Consider the following 14703-nt stretch of genomic DNA (forward strand, 5'->3'; position numbering starts at 1 on the left):
CTTTTTCATTTTGTTTTTCAAATCTATTTACTAGCAGAAAGAAAGAGAATTTTCATTTTTGGAGGGATTTCAATGTATTCACAGCTCACCACCTTAAGCGCCTATTCGTTGCTGCAAAGTACGATCAAAATTCCTCACTATATAGAGCAAGCCAAAAAGATGGGCTATCAGACCCTAGGCCTAACCGATCATAATGTTCTCTATGGCGCAGTCGAATTTTATCAGGAATGCCTTGCGCAGGGCATCAAGCCGATTTTTGGTGCTTTGTTCGACTGTACCTTCGGGGAGGGATCAATGTCCTTTCCATTGTACGTATTTGCCAAAAACCTCAAGGGCTATCAAACCTTGATGCGTTTATCAAGTGAAAAAATGATCTCCGAGCAGTTGAATTTATCTGCTTGTGATTCTTTGCAGGACCTCTTTGGTTTGCTGCCTGAAGGCGAGGGGTTTCTGCCTTCTCAGCACGATGATCTAGAAGCCAATCAAGAAGCACTGCGAGCAATCAGCCATAAATTTGATTCTGAGAGCTTGTTTTTAGGGATTACTAGCAAAGGGCTAGATCCAGAAACGATCGCTTGGTTTAACGAGCAAAACATTGCACCATGTGCGTATCAACCCATCGCGGCTTTAGCACAAGAAGAAGCCTTTGCAGTCAAAGTGATGACCCATATCAAAGATGGTTCGCAAATTGAAGACTTTCGTCAGGCAAAAGAGCAAGCGACTACACAGCTTTTTTTACAATCGGCAGACCAATTGACTGCGTCATTTGGCGAAGCGTCGCAGGCATTGATGAATAATCAGCGGATTGCAGCTGAATGCGCCGTCGAGCTGCCACTGCATCAGCGGCTATTGCCTCATTACCCGTTACCAGCAGAAGAAAATGCTGCGGACTATTTGCGCAAAATTTGTTTTGAACGTCTGCCTCAGCGTGTTGCTCACGTTACATCGGCGTACGAACAGCGTTTGGATTATGAGTTGTCTGTCATCCATAAGATGGGCTTTGATGATTACTTCTTGATTATTTGGGACGTCATGGACTTTGCCCACCAACAAGAAATCGTTACCGGAGCTGGACGGGGATCCGCTGCCGGAGCACTGGTGGCGTATGTTTTATCTATCACCGACGTGGATCCAATCAAATACGATCTTTTGTTTGAACGATTCTTGAATCCAGAACGTTACACGATGCCTGATATTGATTTAGATATTCCTGACAATCGCAGAGACGAGATTTTACAGTATGTGCGCCAAAAATATGGGCAAGAATATATGGCACAGATTGCCACGTTTGGTACCATGGCGGCCAAAATGGTTTTGCGAGATGTTTCTCGGGTCTTTGGTCTCTCGCAAAGTGAAGCTAATCGCTGGTCAAAAGCCATCCCCAATGCCTTGAAAATGACCTTAGATCTTGCTTATGAACAATCCAATCAGCTGCGAGAGCTGGTTTCGTTCAATGAGCGGAATCAAGTAATGTTTCAAGTCGCCAAAATCTTAGAAGGACTGCCCCGTCACGTATCGACCCATGCCGCCGGTGTGGTGATCAGTGACAAGAATCTGCTTGATTTGGTGCCTTTGCAAGAAGGCAGCGATGGGATTTGGCTGACCCAGTTTACCATGAATGACGTGGAAGCCATTGGCCTATTGAAGATGGATTTTTTAGGTTTGAGAAACTTGTCGATCATTGATAATACCTTGAAAGGTATCAAACGAATCAGCCAACAAATCGTAACCCAAAAAGAGATTCCTCTTGATGATCCAGCAACATTGCGTTTGTTTCAAAAAGGGGAGACGGCAGGGATCTTCCAATTTGAATCAGCGGGAATACGCAATGTCTTGCGCAAGCTAGGGCCAGAAAGTATCGAAGACATTGCTGCAGTCAATGCCTTGTATCGCCCGGGACCGATGCAAAATATTGATACTTTTATCAAGCGGAAAAAAGGACAAGAGCGGGTCTCTTATCCGGATGACAGCTTGATTCCAATCTTGCAAAACACTTACGGAATCATTGTTTATCAAGAACAGATCATGCAAGTAGCTTCCAAAATGGCTGGTTTTAGCCTAGGACAGGCAGATATTTTGCGGCGAGCAATCAGTAAAAAGAAAAAAGACGTGTTGGATGAAGAACGTCGCCATTTTGTGCAAGGTGCGTTGGCCAATCATTATGACGAGAAGACCGCCAATTTGGTCTATGACTATATTGAGCGCTTCGCCAACTATGGGTTTAACCGTTCCCATGCGTTTGCCTATTCCTTTATCGGCTTTCAAATGGCGTACTTGAAAGTGCACTATCCGGCACCTTTTTTTGCTTCGATCTTGCACTCGGTACGCAATACTGCAAGCAAAATGAAAGAATACTTAAATGAAGCCGCACGTTATGGCGTAGAAGTATTGCCACCATCGATCAATACCAGTGGGTTTAGTTTTCAACTGCAAAATGAGAAACAAATCCGCTTTGGGTTCAGCAGTATCAAAGGGATTCGGCGCGACATGATCCAAGACATTTTGACAGAACGAAAAGAGCATGGCAATTTCACGTCCATGGATCAATTTTTACTTCGCTTGAATCAGCGGAACAGCAAGTGGTTAAAGTTGGACTATTTATTGCCGCTTTTGAGCATCGGTGTATTCGATGTGATTGCGCCTAATCGAAAACAAGCATTGATCCAACTAGAAGGGAAAATCCAAAATATTACTTATAGTGGCGGCAGTTTGGATCTCTTAGAAACCATGGCTTTAAAAGAAGAAGCCGTTGCCGATTACAAACTGGAAGAGAAACTGGCTTTGGAAGAAGAATACTTAGGTGTTTATTTGTCTGGCCATCCCGTAGAACAGTTTCAAAAATTGCACCAATTAAAACAAATCACTGATATTGCCGATCTGGTTCCGAATGAACGGGTGCGTATCCTTTTATATGTGCGCAAGATTCGAGAGATTCGAACGAAAAAGGGCGAACAAATGGCGTTTGTCGAAGGAACAGATGCCAGCAAAGAAGTTTCAGTAACGATTTTTCCCATCGTTTATCGACAAGTGCGTTCCTTGATCGAAGAAAATGCTGTTCTCTATATTGAAGGAAAGGTCGAGGTAAGTCGTTACAATGGTGAAATCCAACTCATTGCTGATAAAATAGACTTAGCAGAAAACGTTCAAAATAAAATTGCGTCACAAACTTGCTACTTAAAGATTTCTGCTGAAGCCGAAACGTCGCACCTGCAAGCATTGTCGAAGGAAATGAAGCAGCATCAAGGAAATATTCCAGTGGTGATGTTTTATGAAAGTAGTGGCAAAAAAGTGTTATTAGCAGAAGAAAACTGGGTAACGGATGAGCCGAACTTTGTCACACAATTGAAGGCATTATTAGGAAATGGAAATGTAATTTTCAAGTAATTTTCCGAAAACGATAATTCGACTTACACTTTTTTCAACTTTTTCCCACTATTTCAAGACATTTTCATGGAATAATGGTAGAATATGTCTCGTGGTTATTACTTGAAAACTAGCAAACAGGGGCTTCCCTAAACAAAATCTTTTGATGAGGTGAAAGAATAATGAAACGCATTGGAATTCTAACCAGTGGCGGCGATGCACCAGGAATGAACGCAGCGATTCGCGCAGTTGTCAGAAAGGGTATTTTTGACGGACTTGAAGTATACGGAATCAACTATGGCTATGCCGGACTAGTCGCAGGCGACATTCGTCGCTTAGATGTTGCTGATGTTGGTGACAAAATTCAACGTGGTGGAACATTCTTATATTCAGCACGTTATCCAGAATTTGCGACACAAGAAGGGCAATTAAAAGGAATCGAGCAATTAAAGAAATTTGGCATCGAAGGGCTAGTCGTGATTGGTGGAGATGGATCTTACCATGGTGCGATGGCACTTACTCGCCACGGTTTCCCAGCAATCGGGATTCCAGGAACGATCGATAACGACATTCCAGGAACAGATTTCACGATTGGTTTTGATACAGCGATCAATACTGTCTTAGAATCGATTGACCGTATCCGTGATACAGCGACATCACATGTCCGCACATTTGTGATCGAAGTAATGGGACGTGGTGCTGGCGATATCGCTTTATGGTCAGGTGTGGCCGGTGGTGCGGATGAAATCATCATCCCAGAACATGATTTTGACATGCAAGTTGTTGCTGATCGTATCCGTGAAGGACGCGACCGCGGGAAAAAACATTGCTTGATCGTTTTAGCCGAAGGCGTGATGGGCGGAAATGATTTTGCTGACAAACTTTCTGAATACGGCGATTTCCATACCCGTGTATCAATTCTAGGACACGTTGTCCGTGGTGGTTCACCAAGCGCTCGTGACCGTGTGTTAGCAAGTAAATTTGGTTCATATGCCGTTGAATTATTGCAACAAGGCAAAGGCGGTCTATGTATCGGTATCGAAAACAATGAAATGATTGCTTCTGATATTATCGAAACCCTTGAAAACAATCGTCACAAACCAGATCTTAGCTTGTATAACTTGAACAAAGAAATCTCATTCTAAAGAGATTTCTTAGAGCAACGCAACAGTAATTTTGTAAAAAAAGCTTATTAGCTATTTTAAATAAATGAATAGGAGCGTTTAGTAATGAAAAAAACAAAGATCGTAAGTACATTAGGACCAGCAAGTAACAGTGTGGAAATTATTTCTCAACTGATTGAAGCCGGTGCGAATGTCTTCCGCTTTAACTTCTCTCATGGAGATCATGAAGAACAATTAGCGCGTATGACAATGGTTCGTGAAGCCGTGAAGAAAACTGGTAAAGATGTCGGTATCCTTTTAGATACAAAAGGTGCTGAAATCCGTACAACTGTACAAAATACGACAGAAGCTGACTTTGGTCGTGCTGGATACATCCAATTTAACGTTGGCGATGAAACACGCATTTCAATGGATCCAGAACACAAAGGGACAAAAGAAAAAATTGCTGTAACTTATCCTGGTTTATTTGAAGATGTTCATGTGGGCGGACACATCTTGTTTGATGATGGTTTGATCGACATGGAAATCAAAGAAAAAGACGAAGCAACCCGCGAATTAGTGGTTGTTGTTAAAAATGCTGGAATGTTAGGATCACGTAAAGGGGTCAACGCTCCTGGTGTATCAATCAGCTTACCTGGTATTACTGAAAAAGATGCAGAAGATATCCGTTTTGGTCTTGATAACGATATCGACTTCATTGCCGCTTCATTTGTACGTAAAGCGCAAGACGTTTTAGAGATTCGTGAAATTTTAGAAGAAAAAGACATGACTCATGTGCAAATCTTCTCTAAAATCGAATCACAAGAAGGTATCGATAATATCGATGAAATCATCAAAGTTTCTGATGGTATCATGGTTGCCCGTGGTGACATGGGTGTTGAGATCCCTGCTGAAGAAGTACCAATGGTTCAAAAGAGCATCATTAAAAAATGTAACGCTGCTGGTAAATCAGTTATCACAGCAACACAAATGTTAGAGTCAATGCAACAAAACCCACGTCCAACCCGTGCAGAAGCTTCTGACGTTGCCAATGCTGTCTTTGATGGTACCGATGCAACAATGCTTTCTGGTGAATCAGCAAACGGTGACTACCCTGTTGAGGCAGTAGCAACAATGGCACGGATCGACATTGAAGCTGAAAAAGCTTTATCAGAAAACAGCACATTCCAAATCAACCAATTCGATAAAACAGATGTAACAGAAACAATCGGTTTATCTGTTGCTCGTGCGGCGAAAAACCTAGGGGTAAAAACAATCGTTGCAGCGACTGAATCTGGCTACACTGCAAAAATGATCTCTAAATATCGTCCAGATGCTGACATTTTAGCTGTTACATTTGACGAACGGACAAAACGTGGCTTGATGCTTAACTGGGGTGTCTACCCAACCGTTGCTGAAAAACCATCAACAACTGATGAAATGTTTGAATTAGCAGCAAAACAAGCAGTTGATTTAGGTTTTGCTAAAGAAGGCGATCTAATCTTGATCACAGCCGGTGTTCCTGTTGGTGAACGCGGAACAACCAACGTCATGAAGATCCAATTGATCGGTTCAAAATTGCTTGAAGCACAAGGGATTGGTGAAAAATCAGTTGTTGCCAATGCCGTGATCGCTCACAGTGCCGAAGAAGCAATTGCGAAAGCAAAAGATGGCATGATTTTAGTTGTACCAACAACAGATAAAGAATATATGCCAGCAATCGAAAAAGCAGCAGCTTTAGTTGTTGAAGATGGCGGCTTGACTTCTCATGCAGCAGTTGTCGGAATCGCGAAAGATCTACCAGTCATCGTTGGTGCCAAAGACGCAACAACAACCATCAAAGATGGCGAATTGGTTACTCTTGATTCTCGTCGCGGTATCGTTTATCGTGGAGAAACAACAGCGATCTAATGATTTTTAACGATTGATCAAGCAACAGGCAAGTGCACGTTGTGCGCTTCCTGTTGTTTTTTTGAGAGTGTCGAAATCCCTTGAGAAAAGGCATTAAAATGACACGATCAAAAATGAAAAAGGTGTCAAGAAAATTTCATTGACAAAGCCTCAGAAGCCCTGTATAATTGCTTTTGTTGCTTAGGGGTGATAAAAATGAAATGGTCTTTATTGGAATTAAAAAAATACCAAGAGACACCGCTGATGTTTGAAGAAACACTTGACCTAAAAAGTCAACTGATAAAACGCGATGGACAGATCATTGATTTGTCTCCTGTAAAAGTAAAAGGGCTGATGAGTGTTGATAAGCAAGGATACTTGCTGCACTATCAAGTGGAAACGACGATGACATTGCCATCTACTCGTTCTTTGACACCTGTAGCGATTCCTTTTGATTTTTCAGTGGATGAACAATTCATGACACCAGAGCAATTTCAGCGTCGCGATGAAACGATCGTCGAAGAAGAAGTTTTGATCATTGAAGGTCAAACCATCAGTTTAGATGAATCAGTCGCTGATAACCTATTACTTGCGATTCCTTTGCAAGTCCTGACAGAAGAAGAAAAACAAGGTTCAGCAATGCCATCTGGCAACGATTGGGCTGTTTTGTCAGAAGAAGACTTTGCAAATCAAAAAGAAGCGCAAGCTCAACAAGTTGATCCTCGTCTTGCAAAATTATCCGAATTATTCACTGAATCAGATGACGATAACGCGTAGGATTGGAATAAATTGCAGCCTCAAGGTTGCGTTCATTAACAAGGAGGTGTAGCAAAATGGCAGTACCAGCTAGAAAAACTTCGAAAGCGAAGAAAGCAAAACGTCGTACACATTACAAATTGACAATCAACGGTTTGAACGAATGTGCAAACTGTGGTGAAATGAAAAAAAGCCACCATGTCTGCTCAAACTGTGGTCATTACGATGGCAAAGACGTAGCAACAAAAGAAGCATAATTCCTTTTTTTCAGAAAGAGGATTCTAAAACCTTAGGCTAACCATGGAGCCTGAGGTTTTTTTGTTTTTTTGACTAATATGGAACTTTTCAGAAATATTTTTGTCCAGCGAAAGAGAATAGTTCAAAAGCAGGTACATTTGCGCTATAATGAAAAAGATAATTGAATCTTAGGAGGATGAAAGATGACAAAACAACAAATCGGCGTTGTCGGTATGGCTGTTATGGGCAAAAACTTAGCGTTGAACATCGAAAGCCGCGGTTATTCAGTTGCCTTATTTAACCGTACTGGTTCAAAGACAGAAGAAGTAGTAAAAGAACATCCAGATAAAAATTTTAAAGCAACCTATACGATAGAAGAATTTGTTCAATCTATTGAAAAACCACGTCGTATTTTATTAATGGTAAAAGCAGGATTTGCGACAGATGCAACGATCCAAGAATTATTGCCTCATCTAGACAAAGGCGATATTTTGATCGATGGCGGAAATACCTTCTTTAAAGATACGGTTCGTCGTAACGAAGAGTTGGCAAACTCAGGAATCAACTTTATCGGTACAGGTGTATCTGGTGGGGAAGAGGGCGCCTTGAAAGGTCCTTCGATCATGCCAGGAGGACAAAAAGAAGCGTATGAATTGGTTGCGCCAATCTTGGAACAAATTTCTGCAAAAGCCGAAGATGGAACACCTTGTGTGACTTATATTGGACCAAACGGTGCAGGCCATTACGTAAAAATGGTTCATAACGGGATCGAATATGGGGACATGCAGCTGATTGCTGAGTCTTATGACTTGATGCAAAACATATTAGGTCTATCTGTTGATGAAATGGCTGATATTTTTGCTGAATGGAACAAAGGCGAATTGGATAGCTACTTAATTGAGATCACAGCGGATATTTTGACTCGCAAAGACGATCAAGGTACAGGCAAACCAATCGTTGATGTGATTTTAGATGCTGCTGGTAATAAAGGAACTGGGAAATGGACAAGCCAAAGTGCCTTAGACCTAGGCGTACCACTACCATTGATCACTGAATCTGTTTTTGCCCGTTATATCTCGGCTTACAAAGAAGAACGGGTCAATGCCAGCAAAGTCTTACCAAAACCAGAAGCAGTTGCTTTTGAAGGAAACAAAGAAGAGTTTATCAATAAGATCCGCGAAGCATTATACTTCAGTAAGATCATGAGCTATGCACAAGGATTCGCGCAATTACGTACAGCATCAAAAGAGTATGATTGGGATCTTCCTTTTGGTGAAATTGCCAAAATTTGGCGTGCAGGCTGTATCATCCGGGCTCAATTTTTACAAAAAATCACGGATGCTTATGACAAGAATGCCGACATTGAAAACTTACTATTAGATGACTACTTCAAAGATATTACGAAACGTTATCAATCTTCTGTACGTGAAGTAGTTGCACTAGCTGTCCAAGCAGGAGTACCTGTGCCGACGTTCTCATCTGCGATCGCGTACTTCGATTCTTATCGTTCTGATCGTTTGCCAGCGAACTTGATCCAAGCACAACGGGATTACTTCGGAGCGCATACGTATGAACGGACAGATAAAGAGGGAATTTTCCATTATTCATGGTATGACGAAGCGTAAGCTTTAAGAGAATCCAAAAGAGAAAGGCCGAAAGTGAGAACTTTCGGTCAATCTCTTTTTTATTTTTTAGATACATGATAAAATAAGACAGATAATGTCTAATTTAAAGGCAGAATAATCAATAAAGGGGCTATCAATAATGAGTAATATTCTAATCATTGAAGATGAAAAGAACTTAGCTCGATTTGTGGAATTAGAATTGAAGCATGAAGGGTATAATACTGAAGTTCATTACAACGGACGGACGGGACTGGATGCGGCGCTGAATAATGAATGGGATGCGATCTTATTGGATCTGATGCTTCCTGAGTTAAATGGGTTAGAAGTTTGCCGCCGCGTGCGTCAATCGAAGAACACCCCGATCATCATGATGACCGCACGAGATTCCGTGATTGATCGAGTATCAGGTTTAGATCATGGTGCCGATGATTATATTGTGAAGCCTTTTGCAATTGAAGAATTGCTGGCACGCTTACGTGCGTTGCTTCGCCGTATCGATATCGAAGGGGACAAAAACGTTGCAAAACAAACCACGATCACATACCGAGACCTAACGATTGAAAAAGAAAATCGTGTCGTTCGTCGCGGAACAGATGTCATTGAACTAACGAAACGCGAATATGAGCTATTGTTGACTTTAATGGAAAACGTTAATGTCGTTTTGGCCAGAGATGTTTTATTAAACAAAGTCTGGGGCTATGAGACAGAAGTTGAAACCAACGTTGTCGATGTTTACATCCGCTACTTACGGAATAAAATTGATGTACCAGGGGAGGAAAGCTATATCCAAACCGTTCGTGGTACAGGTTATGTGATGCGGTCGTGAACCTTAAAAAAAGAATGAAAAAATTAAAAGAACTGAAGGGGCCTTCTTTAACTGTAAAGTGGGCCTTCGCAAGTTCTTTCTTTATATTCGTCGTATTTACGATCTTTGCCGTGATCACCTATAAAACATCGGTGAATTTGATCGTCGCTAAAGAAGAAAACAATGTGGAGCGGACGATGTCAGAGGTTGCTTCTCGTTTAGCCAATTCGGATCAAGAACTAACATTGGTCCGAACGTATCGTAATTTAACCAAAAATGATGCGGGAACGACGAGCATTTATGATCGCACTTCAACAATCGATGGCAACTTAATGAAAATCGACTCCTTTATTTCGGAATTAGGCCAAGCACCATTGAGCCTGTTTGTTTATAATTTGAATGAGGACCTTGTTTTTAAAACCCATGAAAATGATTTAGCACTGATCGACACGCAGCGCAAAGCGCCAACTATCGTAACGCTGGATGGTATCACAGGCTTTCTCTCGATCCAACCCATTTATTCAAAAGGCACCAGAGAGCGGATTGGCTATGCACAAACCTTTTATGAGTTGACTTCTTTTTATGAAATACGCAGCAAACTGCTGCTGACTTTGATTATCTTAGAAGTCGTCTCTCTGATTCTCAGCAGTGTACTCGGGTTCTTTTTATCAGCATATTTCCTTCAGCCGTTAAAGGTACTACGGGATACGATGGAAACTGTTCGGAAAAACCCGCAGTCAACCGTGCATATGCCAGAATTAAATACGAATGATGAACTGTCTGATTTAGCAGATATATTTAATGAGATGTTGGATCGCATGCGCCTGTACATTGAGCAGCAAGAGCGATTCGTTGAAGATGTTTCTCATGAGTTACGGACACCCGTAGCAATCATTGAAGGACACATGAATCTTTTGCAACGTTGGGGGAAAGATGATCCAGAGATCTTGGATGAGTCCCTCGCAGCCAGTATGCAAGAGATCAGTCGAATGAAGACGCTAGTACAGGAAATGTTGGATCTCTCAAGAGCGGAACAAGTGGATGTTCATTATGCAAATGAAACAACTAATGCAAAAGAAGTTGTCTATCAAGTGTTCAATAACTTTAAAATACTGTATCCGGATTTTGTCTTTACATTGGATGATGATTTGTATCATGAGTTGAAGCTGAAAATCTATCGCAATCATTTTGAACAGATCATTATTATTGTCTTGGATAACGCAGTAAAGTATTCCACTGATCGAAAAGAAGTTCATCTATCCATTTCATTGGATCGTCAATCTTTTGAAATTGCCATCCAAGATTTCGGGGAAGGCATCTCCAAAGAAGACCTCGATAAGATCTTCAATCGTTTCTATCGGGTAGATAAAGCTCGTGCTAGAACCAAAGGTGGCAATGGTTTGGGGTTATCTATAGCAAAACAACTATTGGAAAGCTATAAAGGAAAAATCACGGCGGAGAGTGTCATTGGCCAAGGAACAATCTTTCGAATTTATATACCGATTCTTCAAACGGAAGATCGGACGAAAAGAGAACGTTAGGCGAAAAGCTTAAGTTCTCTTTTTTTATCCATTATTGATAGATTTAGCCGTGAAATACTTCTTATAAGCGAACGTTCGAATCGTTTGACAATGAATAATTCGCTTATAAAAATAGTTGCCAAAAAGCCTATTTTTTTAGTTGATTTTTCCTTTAAGAATTGCTATATTATTACTTGTCCTTGTTAAGACATTTGTAACAAACACTGATTGAACTTTTTTGAAATTAGTTGTTGACGAAACATTTTACAAGTGTTATTATAACAAAGTCGAAAAAATATCATCTCTGAAAAACCTAATAAATCAAAAAAACTTTTCAAAAAAGTGTTTGACATATAACGGTTGAGATGGTAAGATGAAAAAGTCGCTGAGGTTAAGAAAGAAGTTAAATAACAACTTCTTGAAAAAAACTTTTAAAAAAGAGTTGACAATCAACTGTCGCTCTGATATGATATAAAAGTTGCTAACACAGCACTGTAGACCTTTGAAAACTGAACAAAGCAAGCAAACGAACCAATGTGTAGGACGTTTCAATTTATTGAAACAAATACATGCAAGCAATAGCTAGCAAAGTTAATTTTTATGAGCTTAATGACCGTATGGTCATTCAAACAAATCATTATGAGAGTTTGATCCTGGCTCAGGACGAACGCTGGCGGCGTGCCTAATACATGCAAGTCGAACGCTTTTTCTTTCACCGGAGCTTGCTCCACCGAAAGAAAAAGAGTGGCGAACGGGTGAGTAACACGTGGGTAACCTGCCCATCAGAAGGGGATAACACTTGGAAACAGGTGCTAATACCGTATAACACTATTTTCCGCATGGAAGAAAGTTGAAAGGCGCTTTTGCGTCACTGATGGATGGACCCGCGGTGCATTAGCTAGTTGGTGAGGTAACGGCTCACCAAGGCAACGATGCATAGCCGACCTGAGAGGGTGATCGGCCACACTGGGACTGAGACACGGCCCAGACTCCTACGGGAGGCAGCAGTAGGGAATCTTCGGCAATGGACGAAAGTCTGACCGAGCAACGCCGCGTGAGTGAAGAAGGTTTTCGGATCGTAAAACTCTGTTGTTAGAGAAGAACAAGGATGAGAGTAGAACGTTCATCCCTTGACGGTATCTAACCAGAAAGCCACGGCTAACTACGTGCCAGCAGCCGCGGTAATACGTAGGTGGCAAGCGTTGTCCGGATTTATTGGGCGTAAAGCGAGCGCAGGCGGTTTCTTAAGTCTGATGTGAAAGCCCCCGGCTCAACCGGGGAGGGTCATTGGAAACTGGGAGACTTGAGTGCAGAAGAGGAGAGTGGAATTCCATGTGTAGCGGTGAAATGCGTAGATATATGGAGGAACACCAGTGGCGAAGGCGGCTCTCTGGTCTGTAACTGACGCTGAGGCTCGAAAGCGTGGGGAGCGAACAGGATTAGATACCCTGGTAGTCCACGCCGTAAACGATGAGTGCTAAGTGTTGGAGGGTTTCCGCCCTTCAGTGCTGCAGCAAACGCATTAAGCACTCCGCCTGGGGAGTACGACCGCAAGGTTGAAACTCAAAGGAATTGACGGGGGCCCGCACAAGCGGTGGAGCATGTGGTTTAATTCGAAGCAACGCGAAGAACCTTACCAGGTCTTGACATCCTTTGACCACTCTAGAGATAGAGCTTCCCCTTCGGGGGCAAAGTGACAGGTGGTGCATGGTTGTCGTCAGCTCGTGTCGTGAGATGTTGGGTTAAGTCCCGCAACGAGCGCAACCCTTATTGTTAGTTGCCATCATTTAGTTGGGCACTCTAGCGAGACTGCCGGTGACAAACCGGAGGAAGGTGGGGATGACGTCAAATCATCATGCCCCTTATGACCTGGGCTACACACGTGCTACAATGGGAAGTACAACGAGTTGCGAAGTCGCGAGGCTAAGCTAATCTCTTAAAGCTTCTCTCAGTTCGGATTGTAGGCTGCAACTCGCCTACATGAAGCCGGAATCGCTAGTAATCGCGGATCAGCACGCCGCGGTGAATACGTTCCCGGGCCTTGTACACACCGCCCGTCACACCACGAGAGTTTGTAACACCCGAAGTCGGTGAGGTAACCTTTTTGGAGCCAGCCGCCTAAGGTGGGATAGATGATTGGGGTGAAGTCGTAACAAGGTAGCCGTATCGGAAGGTGCGGCTGGATCACCTCCTTTCTAAGGAATATTTCGGAAGACTACACATCGTTTGCCTTTGTTCAGTTTTGAGAGGTCTACTCTCAAGTAAATACCCGGGGCCTTAGCTCAGCTGGGAGAGCGCCTGCTTTGCACGCAGGAGGTCAGCGGTTCGATCCCGCTAGGCTCCATTAACGACAATGGTCGTTATGCTTTGTTCATTGAAAACTGGATATCGAAGAAAAAATCAAAACAAGTAACACACACCGAGTTGAAATGTTAAAAGAGTTTTTTAATAAGTTCAACGCTTATTTTCTTGAGCAACCTTCTATCGCTAGAAGAAGTACTCAAAACCGACCGTAAGGTCAAAGGTTAAGTGAATAAGGGCGCACGGTGGATGCCTTGGCACTAGGAGCCGATGAAGGACGGGACTAACACCGATATGCTTTGGGGAGCTGTAAGTAAGCTATGATCCAGAGATTTCCGAATGGGGAAACCCAGCATCTTTTATAGGATGTTACGTCTGCGTGAATACATAGCGCAGTCGAGGTAGACGCAGAGAACTGAAACATCTAAGTACCTGCAGGAAGAGAAAGAAAATTCGATTCCCTGAGTAGCGGCGAGCGAAACGGGAAAAGCCCAAACCAACAAGCTTGCTTGTTGGGGTTGTAGGACTCCGATATGGTAGTCTATTCAGATAGTCGAAATACTTGGAAAAGTATGTCAAAGAGGGTAAAAACCCCGTAGGCGAAATTTGGATAACACCTAGGAGGATCCTGAGTACGGCGGAACACGAGGAATTCCGTCGGAATCCGGGAGGACCATCTCCCAAGGCTAAATACTCCCTAGTGACCGATAGTGAACCAGTACCGTGAGGGAAAGGTGAAAAGCACCCCGGAAGGGGAGTGAAATAGATCCTGAAACCGTGTGCCTACAACAAGTTAGAGCCCGTTAATGGGTGATAGCGTGCCTTTTGTAGAATGAACCGGCGAGTTACGATAGCATGCGAGGTTAAGTTGAAGAGACGGAGCCGCAGCGAAAGCGAGTCTGAATAGGGCGAATGAGTATGTTGTCGTAGACCCGAAACCATGTGATCTACCCATGTCCAGGTTGAAGGTGCGGTAAAACGCACTGGAGGACCGAACCCACGTACGTTGAAAAGTGCGGGGATGAGGTGTGGGTAGCGGAGAAATTCCAAACGAACTTGGAGATAGCTGGTTCTCTCCGAAATAGCTTTAGGGCTAGCCTCGG

At 42.7% G+C, this 14703-nt stretch carries 8 protein-coding genes, 1 tRNA gene and 2 rRNA genes (1 of these 11 only partly in view); all 11 read left to right on the forward strand.

What is annotated here, in order from left to right:
• Nucleotides 1-72: 72 nt before the first annotated feature.
• Nucleotides 73-3384: a DNA polymerase III subunit alpha gene (gene dnaE / locus IGI86_RS04895; protein ID WP_430617777.1), complete on the forward strand. Its 3312-nt coding sequence runs from the start codon at nucleotides 73-75 to the stop codon at nucleotides 3382-3384.
• 161 nt (nucleotides 3385-3545) lie between these two features.
• The gene (pfkA, locus tag IGI86_RS04900) at nucleotides 3546-4508 is read left to right on the forward strand and encodes a 6-phosphofructokinase (protein ID WP_005237177.1); all 963 of its coding nucleotides are present in this window, start codon (nucleotides 3546-3548) and stop codon (nucleotides 4506-4508) included.
• 84 nt (nucleotides 4509-4592) lie between these two features.
• The gene (pyk, locus tag IGI86_RS04905; protein WP_008377816.1) at nucleotides 4593-6377 is read left to right on the forward strand and encodes a pyruvate kinase; all 1785 of its coding nucleotides are present in this window, start codon (nucleotides 4593-4595) and stop codon (nucleotides 6375-6377) included.
• Between the two features lie 195 nt (nucleotides 6378-6572).
• The gene (locus tag IGI86_RS04910) at nucleotides 6573-7133 is read left to right on the forward strand and encodes a YceD family protein (protein WP_008377817.1); all 561 of its coding nucleotides are present in this window, start codon (nucleotides 6573-6575) and stop codon (nucleotides 7131-7133) included.
• Between the two features lie 56 nt (nucleotides 7134-7189).
• Complete coding sequence (gene rpmF / locus IGI86_RS04915) at nucleotides 7190-7369, forward strand: 50S ribosomal protein L32 (protein WP_005229191.1); 180 nt, start codon at nucleotides 7190-7192, stop codon at nucleotides 7367-7369.
• Between the two features lie 183 nt (nucleotides 7370-7552).
• On the forward strand, nucleotides 7553-8974 hold the full coding sequence (gndA, locus tag IGI86_RS04920) for an NADP-dependent phosphogluconate dehydrogenase (RefSeq protein WP_005229192.1): 1422 nt from the start codon (nucleotides 7553-7555) through the stop codon (nucleotides 8972-8974).
• Between the two features lie 139 nt (nucleotides 8975-9113).
• Nucleotides 9114-9800 (forward strand): response regulator transcription factor, encoded by a 687-nt coding sequence (locus tag IGI86_RS04925; RefSeq protein WP_005229193.1) that lies wholly within the window; start codon nucleotides 9114-9116, stop codon nucleotides 9798-9800.
• A gap of 14 nt (nucleotides 9801-9814) precedes the next feature.
• A complete protein-coding gene (locus IGI86_RS04930) occupies nucleotides 9815-11320 on the forward strand; it encodes a HAMP domain-containing sensor histidine kinase (RefSeq protein WP_034872519.1) in 1506 nt (501 codons plus the stop codon).
• A 614-nt stretch (nucleotides 11321-11934) separates the two neighbouring features.
• Nucleotides 11935-13494 (forward strand): 16S ribosomal RNA (locus tag IGI86_RS04935).
• A 76-nt stretch (nucleotides 13495-13570) separates the two neighbouring features.
• Nucleotides 13571-13643 (forward strand) — tRNA-Ala (locus IGI86_RS04940).
• A 179-nt stretch (nucleotides 13644-13822) separates the two neighbouring features.
• Nucleotides 13823-14703, forward strand: a 23S ribosomal RNA gene (locus IGI86_RS04945) (it continues 2034 nt past the right edge of the window).
• The 16S and 23S rRNA genes sit together here with 1 tRNA gene alongside, the layout of an rRNA operon.

Origin of the sequence: Enterococcus sp. AZ188 (genome assembly GCF_050544075.1) — a bacterium.
Taxonomy (GTDB): Bacteria; Bacillota; Bacilli; order Lactobacillales; family Enterococcaceae; genus Enterococcus_D; species Enterococcus_D entomosocium.

What these genes read in the sequence shown, in the direction of transcription:
- IGI86_RS04930 (WP_034872519.1), top strand. Translation starts at nt 9,815, where the DNA reads ATGAAAAAATTAAAAGAACTGAAGGGGCCTTCTTTAACTGTAAAGTGG.
- gndA (WP_005229192.1), top strand. Translation starts at nt 7,553, where the DNA reads ATGACAAAACAACAAATCGGCGTTGTCGGTATGGCTGTTATGGGCAAA.
- pfkA (WP_005237177.1), top strand. Translation starts at nt 3,546, where the DNA reads ATGAAACGCATTGGAATTCTAACCAGTGGCGGCGATGCACCAGGAATG.
- dnaE (WP_430617777.1), top strand. Translation starts at nt 73, where the DNA reads ATGTATTCACAGCTCACCACCTTAAGCGCCTATTCGTTGCTGCAAAGT.
- IGI86_RS04925 (WP_005229193.1), top strand. Translation starts at nt 9,114, where the DNA reads ATGAGTAATATTCTAATCATTGAAGATGAAAAGAACTTAGCTCGATTT.
- rpmF (WP_005229191.1), top strand. Translation starts at nt 7,190, where the DNA reads ATGGCAGTACCAGCTAGAAAAACTTCGAAAGCGAAGAAAGCAAAACGT.
- IGI86_RS04910 (WP_008377817.1), top strand. Translation starts at nt 6,573, where the DNA reads ATGAAATGGTCTTTATTGGAATTAAAAAAATACCAAGAGACACCGCTG.
- pyk (WP_008377816.1), top strand. Translation starts at nt 4,593, where the DNA reads ATGAAAAAAACAAAGATCGTAAGTACATTAGGACCAGCAAGTAACAGT.